The sequence below is a fragment of the Nostoc sp. ChiSLP03a genome (assembly GCF_034531215.2).
In the GTDB taxonomy this organism is placed as follows: Bacteria; Cyanobacteriota; Cyanobacteriia; order Cyanobacteriales; family Nostocaceae; genus Nostoc.
In genome coordinates, this window is record NZ_JAVRBQ020000054.1 from 1 (window position 1) to 22665 (window position 22665).

General features: G+C 41.2%; 21 protein-coding genes and 2 pseudogenes. 11 read left to right on the plus strand and 12 right to left on the minus strand.

Features of this window, described 5'->3' with window-relative positions; genetic code table 11:
• Positions 1-139 precede the first annotated feature (139 nt).
• Positions 140-784, plus strand: a pseudogene (locus RMY32_RS09225) (Rpn family recombination-promoting nuclease/putative transposase); the annotation flags it as partial.
• Positions 785-803: 19 nt separating this feature from the next.
• Here the strand turns inward: RMY32_RS09225 and RMY32_RS09230 are convergent.
• Both RMY32_RS09230 and RMY32_RS09235 read right to left on the minus strand, forming a co-directional pair.
• On the minus strand, positions 804-1223 hold the full coding sequence (locus RMY32_RS09230) for a hypothetical protein (RefSeq protein WP_322709688.1): 420 nt from the start codon (positions 1221-1223) through the stop codon (positions 804-806).
• Positions 1223-2080, minus strand: a complete 858-nt coding sequence (locus RMY32_RS09235; protein ID WP_322709689.1) for a ParA family protein — start codon at positions 2078-2080, stop codon at positions 1223-1225. Before RMY32_RS09235 ends, RMY32_RS09230 begins: the two co-directional genes overlap by 1 nt.
• Before the next feature lie 99 nt (positions 2081-2179).
• Between RMY32_RS09235 and RMY32_RS09240 the strand changes: the two genes are divergently transcribed.
• The 4 genes from RMY32_RS09240 (at position 2180) to RMY32_RS09255 (ending at position 4542) form a co-directional block, all read left to right on the plus strand.
• Complete coding sequence (locus RMY32_RS09240) at positions 2180-2959, plus strand: class I SAM-dependent methyltransferase (RefSeq protein WP_322709690.1); 780 nt, start codon at positions 2180-2182, stop codon at positions 2957-2959.
• Between the two features lie 74 nt (positions 2960-3033).
• A complete protein-coding gene (locus RMY32_RS09245) occupies positions 3034-3873 on the plus strand; it encodes an urease accessory protein UreD (protein WP_322709691.1) in 840 nt (279 codons plus the stop codon).
• A gap of 39 nt (positions 3874-3912) precedes the next feature.
• Entirely contained in the window at positions 3913-4215 is a 303-nt protein-coding gene (gene ureA / locus RMY32_RS09250) for an urease subunit gamma (protein WP_190736634.1), read from the plus strand.
• Between the two features lie 21 nt (positions 4216-4236).
• Positions 4237-4542: an urease subunit beta gene (locus RMY32_RS09255; protein ID WP_322709693.1), complete on the plus strand. Its 306-nt coding sequence runs from the start codon at positions 4237-4239 to the stop codon at positions 4540-4542.
• Between the two features lie 53 nt (positions 4543-4595).
• Here RMY32_RS09255 and RMY32_RS09260 read toward each other — a convergent pair whose 3' ends face one another.
• The 3 genes from RMY32_RS09260 to RMY32_RS09270 form a co-directional block, all read right to left on the minus strand.
• The gene (locus tag RMY32_RS09260) at positions 4596-5000 is read right to left on the minus strand and encodes a hypothetical protein (protein ID WP_322709694.1); all 405 of its coding nucleotides are present in this window, start codon (positions 4998-5000) and stop codon (positions 4596-4598) included.
• A 5-nt stretch (positions 5001-5005) separates the two neighbouring features.
• Positions 5006-5236 carry a hypothetical protein gene (locus tag RMY32_RS09265; protein ID WP_409882595.1) on the minus strand — a complete coding sequence of 77 codons (231 nt, stop codon included), beginning with the start codon at positions 5234-5236 and terminating at the stop codon, positions 5006-5008.
• Between the two features lie 315 nt (positions 5237-5551).
• The gene (locus tag RMY32_RS09270) at positions 5552-5743 is read right to left on the minus strand and encodes a hypothetical protein (RefSeq protein WP_322709696.1); all 192 of its coding nucleotides are present in this window, start codon (positions 5741-5743) and stop codon (positions 5552-5554) included.
• A gap of 358 nt (positions 5744-6101) precedes the next feature.
• Here RMY32_RS09270 and ureC point away from each other — a divergent pair, with 358 nt between their 5' ends.
• Positions 6102-7817 (plus strand): urease subunit alpha, encoded by a 1716-nt coding sequence (ureC, locus tag RMY32_RS09275; RefSeq protein WP_322709698.1) that lies wholly within the window; start codon positions 6102-6104, stop codon positions 7815-7817.
• 3 nt (positions 7818-7820) lie between these two features.
• Positions 7821-8775: pseudogene (locus RMY32_RS09280) on the plus strand (transposase).
• 69 nt (positions 8776-8844) lie between these two features.
• Here RMY32_RS09280 and RMY32_RS09285 read toward each other — a convergent pair.
• The 3 genes from RMY32_RS09285 to RMY32_RS09295 are packed head-to-tail and all read right to left on the minus strand — an operon-like array spanning position 8845 to position 14246.
• On the minus strand, positions 8845-11739 hold the full coding sequence (locus RMY32_RS09285; protein ID WP_322709699.1) for a peptidoglycan-binding protein: 2895 nt from the start codon (positions 11737-11739) through the stop codon (positions 8845-8847).
• Positions 11739-13889 (minus strand): AAA-like domain-containing protein, encoded by a 2151-nt coding sequence (locus RMY32_RS09290; RefSeq protein ID WP_322709700.1) that lies wholly within the window; start codon positions 13887-13889, stop codon positions 11739-11741. The genes RMY32_RS09285 and RMY32_RS09290 overlap by 1 nt, the downstream gene beginning before the upstream one ends.
• A 9-nt stretch (positions 13890-13898) precedes the next feature.
• A complete protein-coding gene (locus RMY32_RS09295) occupies positions 13899-14246 on the minus strand; it encodes a CU044_2847 family protein (RefSeq protein WP_322669684.1) in 348 nt (115 codons plus the stop codon).
• A 182-nt stretch (positions 14247-14428) separates the two neighbouring features.
• Here RMY32_RS09295 and RMY32_RS09300 point away from each other — a divergent pair, with 182 nt between their 5' ends.
• Together RMY32_RS09300 and RMY32_RS09305 are read left to right on the plus strand one after the other, a co-directional pair.
• The gene (locus tag RMY32_RS09300) at positions 14429-15574 is read left to right on the plus strand and encodes a hybrid sensor histidine kinase/response regulator (RefSeq protein ID WP_322709701.1); all 1146 of its coding nucleotides are present in this window, start codon (positions 14429-14431) and stop codon (positions 15572-15574) included.
• Positions 15575-15763: 189 nt separating this feature from the next.
• On the plus strand, positions 15764-17146 hold the full coding sequence (locus RMY32_RS09305) for an aldehyde dehydrogenase (protein ID WP_322709702.1): 1383 nt from the start codon (positions 15764-15766) through the stop codon (positions 17144-17146).
• A gap of 104 nt (positions 17147-17250) precedes the next feature.
• Here the strand turns inward: RMY32_RS09305 and RMY32_RS09310 are convergent, their stop codons facing one another.
• The 3 genes from RMY32_RS09310 to RMY32_RS09320 all read right to left on the minus strand — a co-directional run bounded on the left by RMY32_RS09310 (position 17251) and on the right by RMY32_RS09320 (position 18947).
• Positions 17251-17856, minus strand: coding sequence for a sulfite oxidase-like oxidoreductase (locus tag RMY32_RS09310; RefSeq protein WP_322709703.1), 606 nt, complete (start codon positions 17854-17856; stop codon positions 17251-17253).
• A gap of 229 nt (positions 17857-18085) precedes the next feature.
• On the minus strand, positions 18086-18259 hold the full coding sequence (rpmF, locus tag RMY32_RS09315) for a 50S ribosomal protein L32 (protein ID WP_094328804.1): 174 nt from the start codon (positions 18257-18259) through the stop codon (positions 18086-18088).
• 196 nt (positions 18260-18455) lie between these two features.
• Positions 18456-18947 carry a hypothetical protein gene (locus RMY32_RS09320; RefSeq protein ID WP_322677428.1) on the minus strand — a complete coding sequence of 164 codons (492 nt, stop codon included), beginning with the start codon at positions 18945-18947 and terminating at the stop codon, positions 18456-18458.
• A 203-nt stretch (positions 18948-19150) separates the two neighbouring features.
• Between RMY32_RS09320 and RMY32_RS09325 the strand changes: the two genes are divergently transcribed.
• Positions 19151-20980, plus strand: coding sequence for a caspase domain-containing protein (locus RMY32_RS09325; protein ID WP_322709705.1), 1830 nt, complete (start codon positions 19151-19153; stop codon positions 20978-20980).
• A gap of 107 nt (positions 20981-21087) precedes the next feature.
• On the opposite strand, the gene RMY32_RS09330 is transcribed toward RMY32_RS09325, so the two are convergent.
• On the minus strand, positions 21088-21465 hold the full coding sequence (locus RMY32_RS09330; RefSeq protein WP_322696604.1) for a Mo-dependent nitrogenase C-terminal domain-containing protein: 378 nt from the start codon (positions 21463-21465) through the stop codon (positions 21088-21090).
• A 524-nt stretch (positions 21466-21989) separates the two neighbouring features.
• Between RMY32_RS09330 and RMY32_RS09335 the strand changes: the two genes are divergently transcribed.
• Positions 21990-22226, plus strand: a complete 237-nt coding sequence (locus RMY32_RS09335) for a hypothetical protein (RefSeq protein WP_322709706.1) — start codon at positions 21990-21992, stop codon at positions 22224-22226.
• Positions 22227-22665: the final 439 nt, after the last annotated feature.

Here is a 22665-nt window from a genome sequence, read left to right on the forward strand (position 1 = left end):
TAATGTGAAGTTACACATATCTAGATCCCCCTAAATCCCCCGATAAATTGGGGGACTTTGATATGTTTTTCTGGTTCCCCCCTTTATAAGGGGGGCTAGGGGGGATCGAATTCTATGCAGCTTTATAAAAAATTGGTATAACCAAATTTTGCATATTGAATTTCAAACTTTAGCGAAATCTAATCCGGCGCTTAATTTCCGAATGCTCGATTATTCTGTGAGGTTGAAGCGCCAATACCGTTGTCCTGTAGTGCAAGTGCTAATCTTTTTGCAGGAAACTACTAACGAAATGGCTTTTACTGAAGAATATCGGGACAACACAACGATTCACCAATATCAGGTTGTTCGTCTTTGGGAGCAAGATTCAACACTGTTCTTAGTTAATCCGGCGCTGTTACCTTTAGCAAGTTTGACGCGAACTGACTCACCGCAAACTTTACTAGTACAAGTAGCTGAACAAGTCGCTACAATTCCAGATAGGGAAGAGCGACAAAATATCGCGGGTTGTGTAGAAATTCTGGCGGGTTTGCGGTTTGAAAAGGATTTGGTTCGGCAATTTTTGCAGGAGGATATTATGAAAGAGTCTGTAATTTATCAAGATATTGTTCAAAAAGAAGCGTTTAAATTGATTAGTCGTCTACTTAAACGCCGTTTTGGTGATATTGATGGATCTTTAATTGAGCAGGTTCGGAATTTATCTGCTGAACAATTAGAAAATTTGGGAGAGGCGTTGTTAGATTTTTCTGAAATTGCTGATTTAGTAACTTGGTTAGAGCAGCAATAGAGGAATTAATAAAGCTGCATCATATTTTAGAAATTGAGGCTGCAAGTAGTTTTCCGCTTTTATCTTGAGCTTGCAATTTTTGAATAATATGCTCAACAATACTATTCAAATCCTTCCGGCGGCGCATAGAGCGTTTCGGGTCAAGTTGACCATATTTCAATAATTCTCTAACCTGTTCTCCTAGCTCAGTTAAGTAAAATCTCAGTTGTTCTTCACCCTGTTCGCGTAAAATTTGCCGACATTCAGTTAGGATAAAATCGCCATTTTCGAGAGTTTTACTAGCCTCTGACTGCTTTGGTGTTGCGTCGGATGAATTTTTACTTTTTTGAGCGTTTAAACTGTTAGTTAGACATTTTTCTACAGCCTTAGCAAGTTTTGGATCTGATTCTATAACTTCTGCGATTGCTCTTAATAAATCTGCAATTTTTGTTCCTTCCATTATCTACCTACTCTCTGAATAAATTCTTTAGTTAATTTCACCATAAATTCATGAGAATCATCATATTTTTGTTTATATGTCAAATAATTATTCAATTCTAACCCTTCTGCAATTCTTGCTCTTTCTAAAATTTTGGTTTCAAAAACTGGTGGATAGAAAGGGTTAACAATAATAGAGTTTAGATTTTCGCTTTGGGCTATAGTTCGGTTGTAACGAGAAATTAATGTCCCAACTGCTTTTAAGTTATGTACATAATCTCTATTAAACTTTTCAATGTGTTCAAGTAATAAATCTAATCCATGAATGGACATTCGGTTTGGGACACAAGGGATTATACAAGCATTACTAGCTAAAAATGCACTTTTAACTACTGTATTAATATTTGGAGCGCAGTCTATTAAAATATAATCATAATTATTTAATAAGGGTTTGAGTATTGTACGAATAAGCTCAACAGGTTTAAAGTTAAAAGAATAATAACCTGATGGCAATTCTTCCTGGATTTCAAATAGCCTTGGGCTGCTAGGTATCAGATGTAAGTGGGCGAAAGAATTTCTATTTCTAACATTTGAAACATTGTGTTTAACTATAAAATTTTCGTTTTTAATATTTTCTAAAAAATATTCAGGATCTTTAAATAAATAAGGCAAGGTCAATTTTTTACTTTCAAATTCTTTTTCCCAAACCTCTTCTGACATTAAAGCACTAGTCAAATTACTTTGAGGATCAAGGTCAATAGCAAGTACACGCTTTTTGTACATGGTATCGCCTGCTAAATATTCCGCTAATGCCATGACGATGGTAGTTTTGCCAACTCCACCCTTAAGGTTGCAAATGCTTATCACTTTGGCTGTCATAATTTCTGGTAGATTGACGCATTTCATGAGCTACAGTTCTATGCTTCCCTGAAAATACGCCCAGCTAACAGGTTCATTTTTACTTTTACATCAAAACCCATGAGCCAAATTAATCCTGAAACAACCCCCTTACATACCTTAAACCCACTTAACCGATTTTCTGACAGAGCAGAGGATTATGTAAAATATCGACCTAGCTACCCCGCAGATGCAATTGATATTATCTTGGAAGGATTAGGTGAAAGTTCACAACTTGTAGCAGCAGATATTGGTGCAGGTACAGGAATTGCTTCAAGATTGTTAGCTGAACGCGGAATTAATGTCATAGCCATAGAACCAAATGCGGCGATGCGAGAAGCTGCCCAAGCACATCCTTTGATAGAGTTTCGTGATGGAACAGCAGAATTTACCCAACTACCTGATAATTCAGTTGATTTAGTTACTTGCTTTCAAGCTTTCCACTGGTTCAACCCCGAAGCAACTTTATTGGAATTTCACCGCATTTTAAAACCATCAGCACGCTTGGCTGTGGTGTGGAATAATCGCGATAAAGAAGATGCTTTAACTACAGAATATAGCCGAATAGTCCGCGAAGCATCTAATAATCATCCAGCAGAATCTCGAATGCAATCGGTAGAGCCACTGTTAGTAACTCCCTATTTTATTAACATCCGTGAATATAATTTTACTTATAGACAACAGTTAGATTTAACTGGACTTATTGGGCGAGCAATGAGTGTTTCTTATTTGCCGCGTGAAGGCCCGGTATACGAACATCTTATTGATAAGTTTCAAGAATTATATCAGTGCTTTCGTGATGAAAGTGGTTTTATCTATATGGTCTATCGCACTAGCGTACACCTTGGCGAAAAACAATGATAAATTGCAAGTAAAGTAGCAGAAAATGCATTAAATAAATATAAAATATCTGAACTTTAATCTTGAATTTATAAATGACCTGCAATCCGCAAGTAGCAGAAGGTTGGCATGGCAAACTTAATTTAGTCTATGCCGATCGCCACAACACAACCAAATTAATTTACAGTCACCAACAAGCGCCCTTGAAGGTACAGCGCCCATTTTATCCAGAAGGGGAAAGAGTTTGTCATAGCGTCATTTTACACACGGCTGGGGGAATGGTGGGAGGCGATCGCTTATCCTCTAACATCCACCTCCAACCCCAAACCCAAGCTTTAATCACTACAGCTGCTGCAAGCAAGATATATCGCAGCAATGGCTTACAAGCTAGACAAATCATCCAAATGCAAGTTGATGCTGGTGCTTGTTTAGAATGGTTGCCACAAGAGACAATTTTATTTAATGATGCGATTTATCGGCAAGATTTACGGGTAGAATTAGCAACCGGGGCTAGCTTTTTAGGCTGGGAAATTACCCGGTTTGGTCGCAGTGCTAGAGGAGAAAAATTCTTGCAAGGGGAATGGCGATCGCACACGGAAATTTGGCAGCGAGATGTTCCCTTATGGATTGATCGGCAATGGTTACGGGGTAGCGAAGAAATTTTTCACAGTCCCCACGGTTTGGCTGGAAAACCAATAGTAGGTAGTCTAGTTTGGGTTGGTGGTGCAGTTTCAGCAGAAATTGTCGAAAAAACGCGAAATTTATGGGATGCAAGAGGAGAAGCGGGTGTTAGCCGATTACAACATGGATTATTGTGTCGATATCGCGGTTCTTCTACATCTGAGGTGAGAAACTGGTTTATTAATGTTTGGCAATTGCTACGAGTTTCTTTTTTGAATCGTGGTAATTGTATACCAAGAGTGTGGCAGGTTTGAACAAACCGCAGAGGCGCAGAGAACACAGAGGAGATAAGAATGCAACTTACGCCGCAGGAAAAAGATAAGCTATTAATTTTTACTGCTGCTTTATTAGCAGAGAGACGGAAAGGAAGGGGTTTAAAACTGAATTATCCCGAAGCGATCGCTTATATTTCTGCTGCCATTTTAGAAGGTGCAAGGGATGGGCAAACTGTAGCTGAATTGATGAGTTATGGTACAACTCTCTTAACGCGAGATGATGTCATGGAAGGGATACCTGAAATGGTGCATGAAGTGCAAGTTGAAGCAACTTTTCCTGATGGTACAAAGTTAGTGACAGTACATAATCCAATTCGTTAATTTTCAAGATTTGAATTTATTATGATTCCTGGGGAAATTATCACACCAAAAGGTGAAATTGAACTAAATGTTGGTCGTCCAACGATAAAATTACAAGTTTCAAATACAGGCGATCGCCCCATACAAATCGGTTCCCATTATCACTTTTATGAAGTCAACACCGCCTTAAATTTTGACAGAGAACAAGCCAAAGGAATGCGCCTCGATATCCCCGCCGGAACCGCAGTCCGCTTTGAACCAGGCGACGAAAAAGAAATAACTCTAATCCCCCTCCTTGGTACTCGCCAAGTCTACGGCTTCAACGCCAAAATAAACGGAAACCTCTAAAAACCTCCGCGTACCTCTGCGCTTCCCTCAGCGTCCCTTTGCGTTTAAAAAACTTACTGAATAGGTTTAATTTCAAACTCCAATTTGGAACGGTAGAAACAAATATCAAATTTCAGGAAAAAATTGGTTTGTCCAAGAATTAAGGGAGCATGAGCACTGCCCACCCACGCGAATACTAATTCTACTGGTGTAAAATCATTAATTTCAGCCCTTGCGAAAAAAGGTATCGCAGGTTGATTACTAAGATTTCCTGCCAATTGAATGATAGCTTGACGCTCATTCCAAACCCCACCCAACTGAAGTCCTAGCTCATAGGGCATAACATTGACAGTAGCACCGCTATCAACTAAGCCATCTGTTGCTATCCTGTGATTTTCTCGAATTAAAACTAAGGGGATTCTAGGTAAGCTATCAAATTCGTTTTGGGTGGAACTTGTGGTCGAATAATTGAACCGCATACAGCTTAATCACTGGAATCCTTTTGTTGCATCGCTTCCATTAGAACTGCACCAGCCCCAAAGCTATTATAAGGAGTAGGTAAATCATAGGTTTTGAAGGGTTCTAAGGGAGAAATATCTTCAACTGTATCTAAATCTTCGGCAAGGATGCGAATTAGCTTGAGTTTGTCTGATGGAGAAAGCTTGCGAACTATGGGAATTATATCTGCTAGGGTCATTGTGTCTAAGCCAAACATCACTCAATTTACGGTATATTTATTTTTTAACGCAGAGGGACGCTGAGGTAAACGCAAAGGTAGGCAAAGTTAGAGTTTGGCGACACGTTTGATACCTTCTTTATTCCTCTATACAAGTTGCTAAGAATCATACAAAAATAGCCAAAATGCTTAATTTCTCGAACCGCCAAGTCGCCAATAACGCCAAGAAATCGTAGAATCTGCATGATTTCTAGTTGGTTCTCATGTTCACTTTTATTATAAAATTTTACATCTAAAAAAAAGACACAGAGAGATTCTCAGTGCCTTTATATTAAATAAATATACAAATAGTAATTAAAGTTTTTGAGCTTCTAAAGAAGCTACACGATTGCCAAGTATTTCACTAGCAATAGATTTTGCGACTTCTGGATCGTTTGCTTCTACGATCATTTCTGCAAAAGTACCTGTTTTGGTAGTGCTAAGCCAGCCGCGAGTTTCTTTGTAATCATGTCCTGTGCGGGTAACAGTAATTTTATACTTGCTCATATCGTATTCCCCGTAGTTTTGATTTGCAGAATACCATAATACTACAATAGACCTCCTGCACGAATTAATAAGCATGTGCCAGTTCGTAGTTTAACAACCCAGTAATTAGATTTATGCATAAGCCAAACCGCTTTCTAAGGTTGCGATCACGTCCTGAGAAAATGCGAAAAATTTTGAAGCGGCGAATCGTATGTTAAACTCGCACCCGCAGTTTTGCTAAGGCTTGATTATGCTGCTTTTCTGCTTCTGACGAAGCTTTTGCGCGACGGCAGTCGCTACAACGGGGGTAACCCCCGCAACACGCTGCCTCCCCTTTGCGTTTAAACTCGATTCTAACCTCAGTTTCAAGGAATGTATTATGCCTTACAGAATGGATCGCCGCGCCTATGCCGAAACCTATGGTCCGACAGTAGGCGATCGCATCCGACTTGCAGACACAGAATTATTTATTGAAGTTGAACAAGATTTCACCACCTACGGCGATGAAGTTAAATTTGGCGGCGGTAAAGTCATCCGTGATGGGATGGGACAATCCCCCATTTCTAACGCTGATGGTGCTGTAGATTTAGTAATTACTAATGCCTTAATTCTCGATTGGTGGGGTATTGTCAAAGCAGATATCGGCATTAAAGATGGCAAGATTTTCAAAATTGGTAAAGCCGGAAATCCTTATATTCAAAATAATGTAGATATTATTATCGGCCCCGGAACCGAAGCTTTAGCTGGTGAAGGAATGATTCTCACTGCTGGCGGTATTGATGCCCATATTCATTTTATTTGTCCTCAACAAATTGAAGTGGCGATCGCTTCCGGGATTACCACCATGATCGGCGGCGGTACTGGCCCAGCTACAGGTACAAATGCCACTACCTGCACCCCCGGCCCTTGGAATATTTACCGAATGTTGCAAGCTGCTGATGCTTTTCCCGTCAACTTAGGATTTTTGGGCAAAGGTAACGCCAGTCAACCCCAAGGACTTGTAGAACAAGTAGCCGCCGGTGCAATGGGGTTAAAACTTCATGAAGACTGGGGAACCACACCCGCAGCAATTGATACTTGCCTCAGCGTTGCCGATGAATATGATGTGCAAGTAGCGATTCATACTGATACCCTGAACGAAGCCGGATTTGTCGAAGATACGATCGCTGCGTTCAAGAATCGTACCATCCACACCTACCATACTGAAGGTGCAGGTGGCGGACACGCACCAGATATTATCAAAGTTTGCAGCCAAGGCAACGTTCTGCCATCTTCTACCAATCCGACACGTCCTTACACCCTCAACACTTTAGACGAACACCTAGATATGTTGATGGTATGCCATCATCTCGATCCTGCGATCGCCGAAGATGTCGCTTTTGCCGAATCTCGCATCCGTCGGGAAACCATTGCTGCGGAGGACATTTTGCACGACTTAGGCGCATTTAGCATGATTTCTTCTGACTCCCAGGCGATGGGAAGAGTGGGCGAAGTGATAATTCGCACCTGGCAGACATCTCACAAAATGAAGGTGCAACGGGGAACTCTTAATCCACAAGGAACAGAGCAAAAAGCAGATAACTTTAGGGCAAAAAGATATGTTGCTAAATATACTATAAATCCTGCGATCGCTCATGGAATTGCTGAATATGTGGGTTCAGTGGAAAAGGGAAAATTAGCAGATTTATGTTTGTGGCGTCCTGCCTTTTTTGGCATGAAACCAGAGGTAGTGATTAAAGGCGGAATGATTGCATGGTCGCAAATGGGCGATGCTAACGCCAGTATTCCTACACCGCAACCAGTGTATATGCGACCGATGTTTGGTAGTTTTGCAGGTGCGCGTCATGCCACATCATTAACTTTTGTTTCCGAAGCAGCTTTAGAGAAAGAAATTCCCAGCCAGCTAGGTTTACAAAAGGCAGCAATTGCAGTTTCTGGAACACGGCAATTGAGTAAGCGGGATATGAAGCTGAATGATGCACTACCCCACATTGAAGTAGATCCAGAAACATACCAAGTTAGAGCAGATGGTGAGTTGCTGATTTGTGAACCTGCGACAGTTTTACCAATGGCACAGAGGTACTTTTTGTTTTAATTCATGACCGAGCAACTTACTGATTACGATAGTCCTTGGAAAGAAGTCATCGAGCTATATTTTCCCCGCTTTCTGAAATTCTTTTTCACCCAAGCTTATGGCGAAATCGACTGGACGCGACCTTATGAATTTCTGGACACAGAACTGCAACAGCTAGAACCGGATGCAGAAATTGGGCGGCGTTTGGTCGATAAAGTTGCAAAAGTTTGGCTACTGGATGGAGAGGAAGCTTGGGTATTGGTTCATGTGGAAGTCCAAGGGCAATATGACAGCCAATTTGCCGAACGGATGTACACATATAATTACCGCTTATTTGACCGCCACAAAAAGCGAGTCATTAGTTTAGCAGTTTTAGCAGATGAACAAGCGAATTGGCGACCTTCCAGCTACAGCTATCAACTGGGCGGATGTCGCGTCAGCTTAGAGTTTCCTGTGGCGAAACTGTTGGACTATGAGCAAGGGTGGGAAACCCTAGAGCAAACAACCAACCCCTTTGGTGTAATTGTGATGGCACATCTTAAGACCAAAGCAACGCAACGAAAAGAAAGAAAATCGGCTACAGTGGAAACTAAGCCTAGTCAGACGGCTGTATGAACGGGGATATAGCCGGGAAGATATTCGGTAATTATTTCGGTTTATCGACTGGATAATGGTTTTGCCAAAACAGTTGGCACTTAATTTTAAAACAGAAGTAAGAAGTTACGAGGAGGCAGATAGAATGCGGTACGTAACTAGTATTGAAAGGCTAGCAAAAGAAGAAGGAATTGTCGAAAATGCTAGAGAAAGCATCATTACAGTCCTAGAAACGCGATTTGGAGAAGTGCCAAACTCTATTATCGAAGTTATCAATGGGATAGAAGAACCATCTGTGCTAAAAATGCTTTTCAAAAGTGCGATCACAATTCCTTCCACAGCAGAATTTCAGCAAGTTTTAGATAATCTCGCTTCTAGAGAATGAGCGAATCGCCTACTTTCTGGTGAAACTGCGATCGCAGCTACCTCAATAACCTTTGTTTCTCAATTGAAGTTAAAATCTTTCGCTTTTTATATCTCGAAGACTAATACCATAAAATTCCTGAGCTTGTTTAATCGCTCGCTTAGTATCATCTCCCATAATACCGTTCAATTTACCTTTATAAAAACCCCGCTCCCGTAGTCGCGTTTGGATTTCTAGGGTATTAAATTCGCTTTTGCTAGCAGTATTAACTGAGCTATATAACTTAGCTCTAGTAGTTGGGCCAGCAACGCCACTTGCTGCTAAGAAATTAGCTGCTTGGAATCTCCTTACAGCATCGGCAGTATAGGAACCATAGTAACCATTTGGCTCTCTCTCTAAATATCCTGCCTGCATTAATTGTTCTTGAAGTAGTCTAACTGGCTCACCGCGGTCGCCTACACGAAGTTTATCTCGATTGACTACCTTTTTGGGAGCCTCTTCTCCATCACCGATGCCAACTCCCGGCAATTTATCTAATGTTGCTCGGTTCGCAATTCCATCAACGCTTAATTTATAAGCATCTTGGAAGCGCTTGACAGCTTCTTCGGTAATTGGGCCAAATATCCCTGTGGCGTTCCCGTAATAAAAGCCTGCAACTCTTAACCGTTCTTGCAAAACCCTGACATTTTCACCTTCATCTCCTTTTCTTAGAAAATTTTTGGAAAGATTAGAAGTGTAACTATTAGTTTGTATTATATCTATATAATCATTATTTATATAATCACTAATAGTTTTAATAGAAATAATCTTAGCATTGATACCTAAAACTTTTAATTTATTGACCCTCTGTTCAGCCTCAATTTTCTTATCAAAGCTTCCAGCAAAGATTAGCCTTTGTATTTGGTTAAACCATAAAAAGGCTGCTGATTCTACCTTTGTGACTTGTTCTAGAACTGAAGACCTATCACTATTGACTATAACTAGGTAAATTGGGCGATTTCTATTTGATGGCTGCTTAAATATCCTTTTAAAGCTGTCATCGGAATTATCTTCCTCTTGATCTTCACCAGATGTTATTTTGCTCAATAATTTTCCCGCTGTATTGCTAAGGGCTTTTAGTTTTTTCTGCTCCTTAAATATCCCTTTTTGCAAAACTCTTTTTTGATTAATAACGGCTTCAAATTGCTTAACTACTTGTGTTAATTCTGTTGTTTTTTTGTGAAAATCTACATTGAGATTTTTTAGACGAACCTGCATATAGTCAAAATATTTTTGCTTGTCTTTAAGTTTTGAGTTTGCAGCAGCCTCTTTTGTACTTATAGTTTGAAGTTGATCCTGTATATATTGATTATATTTTTTAAGATTTGTCTGTACAGTCCCTGCTTCTTTAAGAGCTTTCTGTGTATGTTGAAGGTCTTTTTGTGATTGTTGCTGTTTATTTTCTAGCTTCTTCTGCTCATACTGTACTTGTTTCAAAGCCTTATTTGATTCCTCAAGAGCTTTACTGGACTTATCTGCCTTTAATCCTACCGTTATTGCCACAAATGAGATAAGAGCCAGTCCAGCAAACCCTACACGAATCGTCTGCCTAGTCTTTTTTTGCGTTTCAGTTAACCTTTGATTCGCCTTTTTCTCTTGCTGTAGAGCTGATTCTGCTTTTCGTTGTGCCTCAGCTAAAATCTGCTTTGCTTGCTTTTCCGCATCCAATGCAATTTGCACTTCTTGCCTATCTAACTGCTGGCTAGCAGTTAAAAATTGATAATCGTGATCGCCCAAACTTTTGCTTCCTGCCCATATCTGGGCATCCCGCAATGCTTGCCCCCGTAACAGACGCGATTCATCCTGGCAATTGGAAACTAACCATGCTGATAATGTTTCTGCATAGGGACGCAGATGAGCTAATGCTTTATCAACCCAGATTTGATTAAAAACAGATTCGTAAATGCGGCTATAAATTCTTAACTTTCCCTGCTGCTTAACTACCAACCCTGACAACCGTAGTTCCATTTGTTCGGGACTGTTATCATCGGCAACTTCTCTTTGTTGTAAAATTTGCTGATATAGGCCCAGTCGCCGTCCCGCGTGTTGCTCATCCCTGAGAATACGATCACGTATCGTCCTTAAATGCTCCGGTTCGTCTTGTGATTCCCAATTTTCGATGATGCGCGATTGCACCAATTCCCCAACCCCTGCTGCTTCAATTTCAGTAAAGATGAGTTGACAAAGCTTTTGAGTAAGAAATGGTTGTCCACCCGTCCAAACCAAAACCTCTCTTAGCACTGCTTGAGGATTGCTAACTTTTCCCACTAATCCTTGGGCTAATGATTCGGCTTCATTCAATTGGAAACCGTTGAGTTCAATTGCTCTACCAATATTAAATGGTGTGCGGTTTTTATCTTGAATCAAGTCGGAGGGAGTGGCCACTCCCAACAGCGTGAAGGTAAGACGCCTATATTGTGGTTTGTCAGCACGTTGGTTATAGCAATCTCGAATTAACGCAAAAAAGTCGTCAGTCGAAAAGTTCAGACTGAGAACGCTATCGATTTCATCTATAAAAATCACAATGGGTTGAGAAACTTCAACCAGCAAAACTTCCTCAATAAACTCACTCAGCCTATGTACTGGAGAAAGATGATCGTGATCGCGCCACCAATTCCGTAAATTAAACTTTCCTGAAAGCTCAAAACTACTCACTAAAATACGCACTACACCTGCATACCACTGATTTGGCGTCAGGTACTGGCTACCAATCTTCGTCAAGTCGATCACCGCACAGGCAATGTCTTCATTTTGCAGTCGTTGCATTGTTTGCACTCGCAAACTAGACTTGCCCATCTGCCGTGAATTTAGAACATAACAAAATTCTCTAGTCTTCAACGCTTCATACAAATCTGTATCTGCTTGTCGCACTACATAACTAGGAGCATCAGCTGGCAGACTGCCACCGACTTGATATTCATAAGCTGGGTTTTGTTCTATGTTCATCAGCTAACTCTCAGGCGATCGCGGAAATATTGACGATACAAATCACAACGTGGCGTTACATCATTTCCTTGCTGTTGCAATAAGCCCATGCTGAGTAATTTAAAGCATTGTATCGAATCCAACCGAACTGGGCTAGTATTGGCAACTACCTTTTTAATAGCAGTAGCTAATTCTGGACGCTGTTCTAAATTCCACAAATGCCGACGTAAGTGGTCGCTATAAGGGCCAGCTTCAGTGGGGGCTGTTTGCAAAAGCAGATTGAGCGTAGTATCCTGCTTGGCAATGTGATAAAGTGCCACTCGTACAAGATAGGGATGTCCTCCCACCATTGCCATTAGTTGTTCAACTTGGGTAAAACTCCAATTGAGTCCATGCCTTCGTGCCAAATCAAGAACCTGTTGGGCGTTAAACTCTGGTAATTCAATCGGCAAGCCTACATTAAACGGCGATTGATTTATATTCATTGGAATATAAACTTCTGTGGAATGCACTACTACCAACCGCAGTTTTTTCCAAATATCCCGGTTTTTAGCATCTTCATGCCAAGCGCGTAACAGCCCAAAAAAGTCTGCGGCAATTTCGGGATATTGAAATATACGATCGACTTCATCCAATCCCAATGCTAGGGGTTGCTTGATTTCTGGCAAAAGATATTCCTCGAAATAAGCGGTGCAATTGTCCTTACTGCCAAAAATCACATCCCAGTAATCTGCTAACTTGTTGGGTAGCCTCAACCTCCGTCCAACACTGGCACAAAACCACTGAAGGAACTTATCCAAATCTGCAAAAACTTTTCCATCTGCCAATTGAAAGCTCAAAGGCACGGTTAGATAATCTTGTTGTGACGCTTGATAAAGAATCCGCGCCATAAGTGAGGTTTTACCCATCTGTCGGGGCGCTTTAATCCGAATCAAAGATCCTGGCTTCAAAATTGCCTCATAGCAGCGAGATTCGATGGGGGGACGCTCAATATAAAATTCCGAAGCTAAATCTACTTGTCCTTCTGGCAATTCTGGTTCTGCAACTGGTAGAGGCGGACTTTTCTGAGTTTCCCAAGCAGGTGCTACAGCTGGTAATTCCTCTGTAGCGGCAAGATTTGCGCTGCCTCCACCATCTTCGGTCAACAATGATAAAATTTCTTGCAAAATCCTCAGAGTATCAGCAGGCGATTTCCACTCTCGCAGCTGAATCTGACTTAAATAACCTCGCAAATCATAATTGAGTGGTGAACTTAAAGGAAAATTGACACGAATGGGCAAAATTATTGGTTTATGCTCAGGACGCAAATCCTGTAACTGCTTTGCCCTTCTTACTTCTTCTGTTACCATCTCACTAGTTGCTGATTGCGAAGATAACAGCAGCAGAAAATAATCACACCGTTCAAGTTCTCTATCGATCCGTTGGGGCCAGTTTTCCCCTAAGCGAATGCTCTCACCTGCCATAAATGCTTCATGTCCAGCAGCTTTGATTGCTTCACAAAAATGTTGAGCAAGGCTCAAGTCTGGATCTTGACTGCGATAGCTAATAAAAACTCTGGCGCTTTCGCTATTTGGTGGCAATGGTGGTACATTCTGATTAATATCCAGAAATATCGACAAATTTGACCATTTTTGTCGCACCGTAACCAGAGGCAGAGCCAATGCGCCTTCTGTATTGTCATAAGCGGCAATTATGCCAATAACTCGTTGAGTTTCCGCATCAAATACAGGCGAACCGCTATAACCCCCTTGCACTTGTTGCGAATTCGCCTTGACTCGCAACCGCAACATTGGTAAGTTGCTAAATTCAGACTGGGGATTCATATCGGTGATCGTGCCATCAATCGAAGCACCTTGGGGAAAATCCGTTCGCCCATAGCCAATAGACAGAAATCGATCCATCGGCTGAAAATTAAAAGCTAAGGGAACTGAAGCACCTTGATAACCAGGTAATCGCAATATGGCAAAATCATCGCAGGTGTTATTTCCCAAATAAACCAATTCAACCGCTTTCCCATTGACTCGCACTTCTTCCCAACCTCCTGCTGACTCAACCACATGAGCGCAGGTGAGTAAATGTCCTTGGGTTGAGATAAAAAAGCCCGTACCTTGGATATTACCTTCTGAACTAGCGATCGCAACGGTACAAGCTCTAACTAAATCCCAACTCATGACAATTTGTTACTTGTTTTCTTCTTGTGTCAGTTTCCAAGTTATTTTCACCTTCAGTGATGCCTGTCCACTAGATTCGACTACATAAACTGAGCCTTTGGCGGTAAAATTCAACCCAAACTCAACTTCTCCGCTCACAGGTTGCGATTCTTGCTGTAAGGTACGAAATGCTTTTGTAATTGGGCGACACCCGCGAACAATCAAATCCTTAACGGCATCGAAGCTTGCCTCTACTTTTTCTATAGGTAAATCACCTGTAGGTGGTGATACACGACCTACTGAGCCATCTGGTAACTCAACTGCTACCAAAATCTTGCCGCCATCCTCTGTATTCAGTTCTAGAAGTTTACGAGCCATAATTCAATTAGCTTGTGGCTATCTGTTAAAAAGGTAAGTAAAGTAGTTTTTGAAATGGATTTATATAAACTTCTAGGTAAATAATTTTTTTGTAGAAAGTATATTTGAGCGTTATATAGAAAAACTATACCAATAAAGCTGTTTCCCTAAAAATTTACTTTTATCTCGTACCTTTCATCTATATGACTTCACAATCTTTTCGCTCTGACAAAATTCTAGTTGTTGATGACTCTCCTGATAACGTGTTTTTGATCAAAACTATTTTGGAGGAAGAAGGTTACACCATTAGCACCGCCGAAAATGGTATTTCAGCTTTGGCAGAATTGAAAGCTTCTCCTTGTGACTTGGTTCTGCTGGATCTGATGATGCCAGGTATGGACGGGTACGAAGTCACTAAGCACATTCGTGGAGAGATGAAATTGCCGCAATACATCCCTATATTGCTGATCACTGCCCACGATGCGCCCAACGTCGCCCACGGATTAGACTTGGGTGCTGATGATTTTATCCGCAAACCTGTAACAGTAGACGAATTGCTGGCACGAGTGCGATCGCTCTTGCGCTTAAAGCATAGTATGGATGAACGTGATGAAATTGCCCGTCAGCGAGAAGATTTTGTCTCCCGCCTCACCCACGACTTACGCACTCCCTTAGTAGCTGCCGATCGCATGTTGATGCTATTTCAGCAAGGCGCGTTGGGAACATTATCAACGCAAATGCAGGAAGTAATCGCCATCATGGCCCGTAGCAATATCAACCTGCTTTCTATGGTGAATACCTTATTGGAAGTTTATCGTTTTGAAGCGGGTCGCAAAAGTTTGGCGTTTCAACCAGTTAATCTCAGACAACTGCTAGATGAAGTGACTGGAGAATTAGCACCCTTAGCTCAAGATAAAAAACTCTCCCTAAATTTGGACGTTACTGAAGAATCAATCACAAATACAGTGATGGGCGATCGCTTGGAACTGCATCGTTTATTTACCAATCTTATCGGAAATGCGATCAAGTTTACTGATTCCGGGTCAGTTACTATTCGTCTTACTTTTCAACGCCAGTTCAACAAAAGTAATCAATCTCAGTTCTCTGAAACATCCAATTCCGTTAACTACATTAGAATTGAGATAGCGGATACTGGCCCAGGTATTCCCCCTGAAGAACAAGCCACTATATTTGAACGATTTCGCCAAGGCAGTCATAAAAGTTCTGGTAGTGGCTTAGGATTGTATCTTTCTCGTCGAATTGTCGAGGCACATCAAGGTATTATTCTGCTTAATTCCGAGTTGGGCAAAGGTAGTATATTTAGTGTACTTATACCAACCAAAGCATGAAAAAACTAGTAATTATAAATTATGAATTATAGAGTTTTTTACCCTGGCATTCATGATTTATAACCTTACTACCATCTAACGATAATTTAAAGTAAAAAACTCACTTAAAAATCAAATGCTAAAAATTGAATAATTAAAGATGCTGAAATAATAGTATTAAGATTAAATAGTTTTTGAGAGGAAAAAACAATGATTACCACTGAATTATCTAATATTGGCAATATTTTCCAGACTCAGCGAGATTTTTTTCAAACGGGCAAAACTAAAGATGTAAATTTTCGCATTGAACAACTGAAAAATCTGAAGCAAGCAATCATTGAGCATGAACAGTCAATAGTCGAGGCATTACAAGCGGATTTACATAAACCAGAAGTAGAAACTTACCTTACAGAAATCAGTGTAATTAAGGATATTGATTACGCCATCAAACATCTTCAAAACTGGACTAAACCCCAAAAAGCAGCGGTTTCCTGGGATTTTTTTTCATACTCAGCCAGAATTTATCCAGAACCATTAGGGGTTGTCTTAATCATCGGCCCTTGGAACTATCCATTTCAGTTAATTATCTCACCGTTAATAGGTGCGATCGCAGCTGGTAATTGTGCAATTATCAAACCTTCAGAAATTGCTTCTCATACGTCTGATGTCATTGCTAAGATTATTGCCAAACATTTTGACCCTGCTTATCTTGCAGTGGTTGAAGGAGGTGTGGAAGCAAGTCAAAAACTACTTGCAGAAAAGTTTGACCATATCTTTTTTACTGGTGGTACAGCCGTCGGCAAAATCATCATGGCAGCAGCAGCAAAATATCTCACACCAGTGACTTTAGAATTGGGTGGCAAAAGTCCTTGTATTGTAGATACTGACATTAATCTGGAACACACTGTCAGACGAATTACTTGGGGCAAATTCATTAATGCTGGACAAACTTGTATCGCTCCCGACTATCTTTTAGTTAATAAAACAATCAAAAAAGATTTAATAAATGGTCTGGAAAAATCTTTAAAAGAATTTTATGGCGAGAATCCAGCAAGCAGTCCTGATTATGCCCGGATTATCAGTCAAAAACACTTTGAGAGATTGGTTAGTTTTCTTAAAGATGGTGAAGTTGTCATTGGTGGAGAAAATCAACCTTCAGAGCGTTATATTGCCCCAACACTGATTGATCATGTCTCATTAGAAGATTCTGTAATGCAGGAAGAAATCTTTGGGCCCATTTTACCCATCATTGAATATACTGACATTGCAGAAGCGATCGCTTTGATTAACTCTAGACCCAAACCCTTGGCGTTATACTTATTTTCTCAAGATAAAAACTTGCAAAAGCGAGTTTTGCAAGAAACTTCCTCTGGTGGAGTCTGTATTAACGACACAGTTATGCAGGTTGGTGTCTCGTCTTTACCATTTGGTGGAGTGGGAGATAGCGGTATCGGCAACTATCACGGTAAAGCTAGTTTTGACACCTTTTCCCATAAGAAAAGTGTATTGCAAAACTCCTTCTGGCTGGATTTAAAATGGCGATATGCTCCATATCAGGGCAAATTGCCGCTAATCAAGAAACTTCTGGGTTAAAAAAAGTTATGAGTTAGGAGTTATAAATTATGAATTTTTAACTCCTAACTCATAACTCCTGTACAGACGCGATTAATCGCGTCTCTACTTTTAACTATTAATTATTAAAAGCTAAAAGCGTTGCTGTAACGCTCCTCAGCCCAAGGTTCGCCACGGCGATGATAGCCATTGCGCTCCCAAAAACCAAGTTCTTCAGCAGCTAAAAATTCCAAACCATTAATCCACTTAGCACTTTTCCAAGCGTACAGGTGGGGTACAACTAGCCGCATCGGCCCACCGTGTTCAGATGGAAGGTCTTCACCAAAGACTTTAAAAGCAAAGAAGTTTTCTTCGCGCAGGAAATCTTCTACAGAAATATTCGTAGTGTAGCCGCCATAGCAGTGTTCCATAATGTGGGCTACTTTCGGGTCTAATTCAATCAGATTCATGAAATCTGTAACTTTAATGCCAGTCCATTTGACATCAAGTTTAGACCAGCGCGTTACACAGTGAAAGTCAGCTGTGAATTCGTGTTGAGGTAGCGCCATAAAATCTGACCAACTAAAGGTAGCAGATTTTGCTAAACCCCAAACTCGAAACTCCCATTCTTCAGTGCTGACTTGGGGAGTTTCACCGTAAGTTAATACGGGAAAACCTTTAGCTAAGTGTTGACCAGGAGGGACGCGATCGCTTTCTTCTTTACCTGGTTTCTGAAAAAATTTTCCTAGCATAGTTAGAGAAAAATAAGTTTTCTCAAGATGTTTACAAGCTTTTTTGCTGAGTTGCTAACAGCAGCAAATGTTTTACTTTATATGAACTCTTGAATGATAGGTAATGGGTAATGGATATTTCCAATTACTCACTACCAATTTTTTCAATCTAATGAGCTTGTGAGTTTCAGTCGGGGTTTAAACCCGCGTCTGAAAATGTCTTTCATTTTGAATTTTGAATTTTGAATTGTTATGATTCTTCTTCCTCTTCTTCAGCAGCTGGATAAACAAATGTAGAACGTCCAGTCAAAATTGATTTGCCTAGAGATAGGGCTTTCTGAGCTTCAACGACGGCTTTATGCCTCCAGGTAGCTCGACGTTTATCTCGTTTTGATTTGGAAGTTTTCTTCTTAGGAACAGCCATGTCAGCAGATATCGCGATTCTTGACAACCTTCTTATTCTAGGCCATCCACTGACGCCAAAGACAACAGTTGAGTCAGGAATAAATAAGTTGGGTTAAGACTGACGCCAGGACACGGGAACAGCAAGAATAACTTTCTTTAAATCCCCCAAGGTTCCGAGCCAAGAAAGCTTTGGCTCGGACTTCTAGCTCAACCCGTCATTTTGGCGTTGACACAGCGCTAGCTGCTGGAACTTGATTAGAGTTATTTTCAAAGAAAAGTAGAGATCGCGCAGTTTTGAAGTAAGTTGCCCAATTTTGAGCATCAGGACGCGATCGCCATTGAGGACGACTGACATCTAATGTCAGGACTGGTGCGATCGCTCCATAATTTTGTACGGACACAATGATGGAAACATCTGTCACCAAGATATCTTGGTCGAAGCTCCTTTGAGCAGCTGCTCTAGCGACCGCTTCCGCTCTCCTGAGAACGGTTTCATAGTTTTCTTCTGGCAAGCGGTCAATAGCTAGATCGACTCTAGCGGTGTAAGCTCGCACAAGCTGCGGTGCGATCGCTTCCATCAAAAACCACGCAGGAACAGTAGATATGAGCAAAATTACTAAAGGAATTATCCGGATTCTTCTGGCAATTTGGCTAATAACTGAAAAGGGAGCGAGCGATGATGGTAGGTGAGCAGAAATTTTGCTCATGACCTTCTATCTCCTTAGTAATAATCTGTTATTGAAATTAGGTAAAGGTATTTTTCCGGCTAATTAACGTAATAAAAATTACATTCTAACTTAAGATTCGATCGGAATCACCTAGACTATAAGACATAGGTTAGCTTTGTTTTTTTGGCAAAGCCAACCGCAATTTTAAGACCAGCAAACAACAATAACTGACAAAGAGCGGGATGGCAAATTACTGGGCGATCGCGATTGGTATCAATCAATATCAGTTATTTCAACCTTTAAGTTGTGCCCAAGCAGATGCTGAGGCACTAGAAGATTTTTTGGCAAAAGAGGCAGGTTTTCTCCCCAAGCACTGTCTAGTGATGACAGATACTTCGCCGCCGATTGCAGATAGATCGACTTACCCGACGAAGGAAAATATTTTGCTGCTGCTTGAAGATTTGGCAGCAACAAGTTGGCAACCGGAAGATTATCTGTGGTTATTTTTTAGCGGTTATGGAGTCAATTACAAGGGCAAAGATTACTTAATGCCAGCAGAGGGCAACCCCGAACTCGTGCAAGAAACCGGCATAGAATTGCGATCGCTAATGCAAAGTTTGCAACTTGCTGACTTAAATGTATTGCTACTACTCGATATCAACCGCGCCTTTGGCACTCAAGCGGATGCTCCTGTTGGTGAAGAAACAATAGAACTAGCTCAAGAACTACAACTGGCGACAATTCTTTCTTGCCAACCAGAGCAATTTTCTCATGAGAGTAGCGAACTAGGTCACGGATTTTTTACAGCAGCTTTATTAGAAGCTTTACGTTCTGGTAATGGCAGCAACTTGGCAGATTTAGAAAGCTACCTCAGCTTGATCGTGCCAAAGTTATGTCATCACCACTGGCGTCCTATCCAAAACCCTGCCACGATCATTCCATCAAGGCAGCAAGTAATCTTGCCAAAATTGGCAATGGAAAGTGATTTTCAACCAGAACCGAGAATTTATCCGGAAGAATCTTTTGCTGTTGCCCTTGCAGCCCCTCCCCTTGACGATTCCTCTAAAACTTCAGCAACTCAAGGCAGACGGGGAGAAGCTAGTGTGAACTCTTCCCAACAGGCGAAAGGTCAAAAAGTCCAAGAGTCAGGTAGCAGATTAGTTGCCCAGCCAATGCCGGAAACTTCCTTGGGAGTGAATACAAAAGGAAGATTTATCCCCAATTCCTCAAAAGGTTATGTCTCGCGATTGCCAGCAAATCAGCCAAGCATCCCTTTTTGGAAACAGTTTATCTTGTGGGGCGGAGGCAGCTTGCTGGTAGCAGGTTTAATCGCCGTAGTTTTTCTGCGTAATCAAGAAACTTTTAGAATTAAGCAAATATCAACTGCATTACCCAATGCTACTGTTAGCGATCGCACTCCACCAGTTAGACCTAATAACCAATCTAGCGCTCAAATAGCCTCTAGTTCCCAGTCAAAAAAGCGAAATCAAGCAGTATTAGACCTGGCGAAAATGTCGCTCAGACAAACTCAGGCGAGCGATTTGAGCATGGCGATCGCTACAGCCCGAAAAATTAAACCCGGTGAACCACTGTACGAACAAGCTCAGGAGAATATTAAGATTTGGAGCCAGATGATTTTAGATTTAGCAGAGGGTCGTGTTAAACAAAGACAGTATGCCAGCGCTATTGCTGCGGCTCGATTAATTACCAAAGATGAAGCCCCCTATGCGAAGGCACAAGCAGCAATTAACCTGTGGCGCTTAGAGGGTAAGCAGTATGTGAGTAACAAAACTCTTTTAGATGCAGCTAATGCCTTAATTAAGCCCGAACAGGCATCTACCTACAATCGGGCGATCGAAGTTGCCAAGAAAGTACCACCCGGACAACCAGGCTTCGATGCTGCCCAAAAATCGATCGATAATTGGAGTGAGAAAATTTTAGACCTGGCCAAGCGTCGCGCCGCCGAAGGAGAACGTAACGCCGCAATTGCCACCGCAGCTTTAGTGCCAGAGGAGACAGGCGCTTACGAAGATGCTCAGGATGCCATTCAAAAATGGCAAAAGAAATACTAAAAAAATAATAAAAAATGGTTAGGAGTTAAGAGTTAGGAGTTATATTATTGATCCCCGACCTTTTACTCCTGACTCCTAACTTTTTCCTCAGCGTTCATATCTCAGTATTAGCAGTACTGCGATACATCTTCGCCACACTCGTCGGCTAGATAGCATAACGCTCGGAAACGTAAACCAACTACTTCTTCATATAAGGGGTTGAGCTTGCACATCGGCGGGATGTGAAACAAGGTCTTCCCTAATAATTTGACATCGCGCTCAAAGGGGCATTGAGATGGAATCAGTTTGCACAAACGGTGAGCTAGTTGGCGATCGCGGACTTGAATGTTTTCTACTCGCTGCCGTAAGGGTTGGAGAATATCCCAGTAAGGCTTGGAAACAGAATGGTTTAGCTGGGTTGCTTTATGCTCAGTAGTCTCTGCTTGATTGATTGATACCCAGCTAGCCAGAAAAATCTTTTTTGTGGTATTGTCGAATACCTTCATGGTTAACCCTCTGTGTTATTGAGGCTATTCATCTTTTTGATGAATATATACAACGTGGCAACGAACTTTCCCGGAAAAATCGCGTTCTGACTGCGATATAATGTAATACCTGATTAGCCACTTAAGTCAGAACCTAATTTATTACTACGTCAAGTTAATCGCAAATTCCTGGGGATCGGTAGTGTAATATTACGATCTTGTTCATAACTTGACACAGTTTAAATTTTAATAAAGACATCCATCATTGGATAGGTTTTAGTGTAACATTTACACAACTTAATATAAGGTTTTTCTAAAAGAATTTTTGCTAAGTATAAACATCGATAATACTCTAGAAGGCATTTTTCCTCTCCGTGTTCCCACTTTCTCACGTAAGTGTGTCTTGTTCATCGCTGGCTGAATACCGTAAAAGTAGTGATTTTTGACCGAGTAGAATCGATTGCATTTCACAAAACTTACGTTGGCACTGGCAATTTGAGAGTGATACAGTCTGAAGCGTTAAAATTATTCAGATGAGTTTGCTTATGGGTGTTTCCGTACTCTACAGAGCAATTCCTCCTGAGAGTACGCTGTATGCGCGCCTTCAGAGTCAAAAGGCACTCACCGTCCTTGTAGTTTCTCTTTTCCCTTATGGCTGCGGTATTTTCCGCTTTTTTGAGATTGAGCCTGAAGAGATTAATGAAATCCTGGAATATTTTATCGAAACACACCAAGAGACTTTTGGATCTGAGCTAGAAGCAGATCAGGTAATCGCTCAATAAAAGTTAGATTGCTCTACCAAGTTGATATTGCAAGATTTAGGTGATACCTTCTCTTCTCTTTCAGAGACGCTAACGCGAACGAGAGGCTTCTCCTGACGGAGACGCTTCGCGAACGCCAACGGTAACGTCTTCTCCTTCGGAGACGCTAACGCGAACGACGAACGCAACCAGTATTTTTTTGATTTTACGCAAAGGAACCAAACAACCTTAAGGTGAAAATACCTGCTGAGCTGTCAGGATTAATTCTGGGAACGTTTGAGAAACAATCCGTTGGTCTTCGATAAACATAGTTTGCTTGTAATACCAATTTAATGTGAAGTTACACATATCTAGATCCCCCTAAATCCCCCGATAAATTGGGGGACTTTGATATGTTTTTCTGGTTCCCCCCTTTATAAGGGGAGCCAGCGCGGTCTTGGGGGTTTCCCCCATGAGCGAC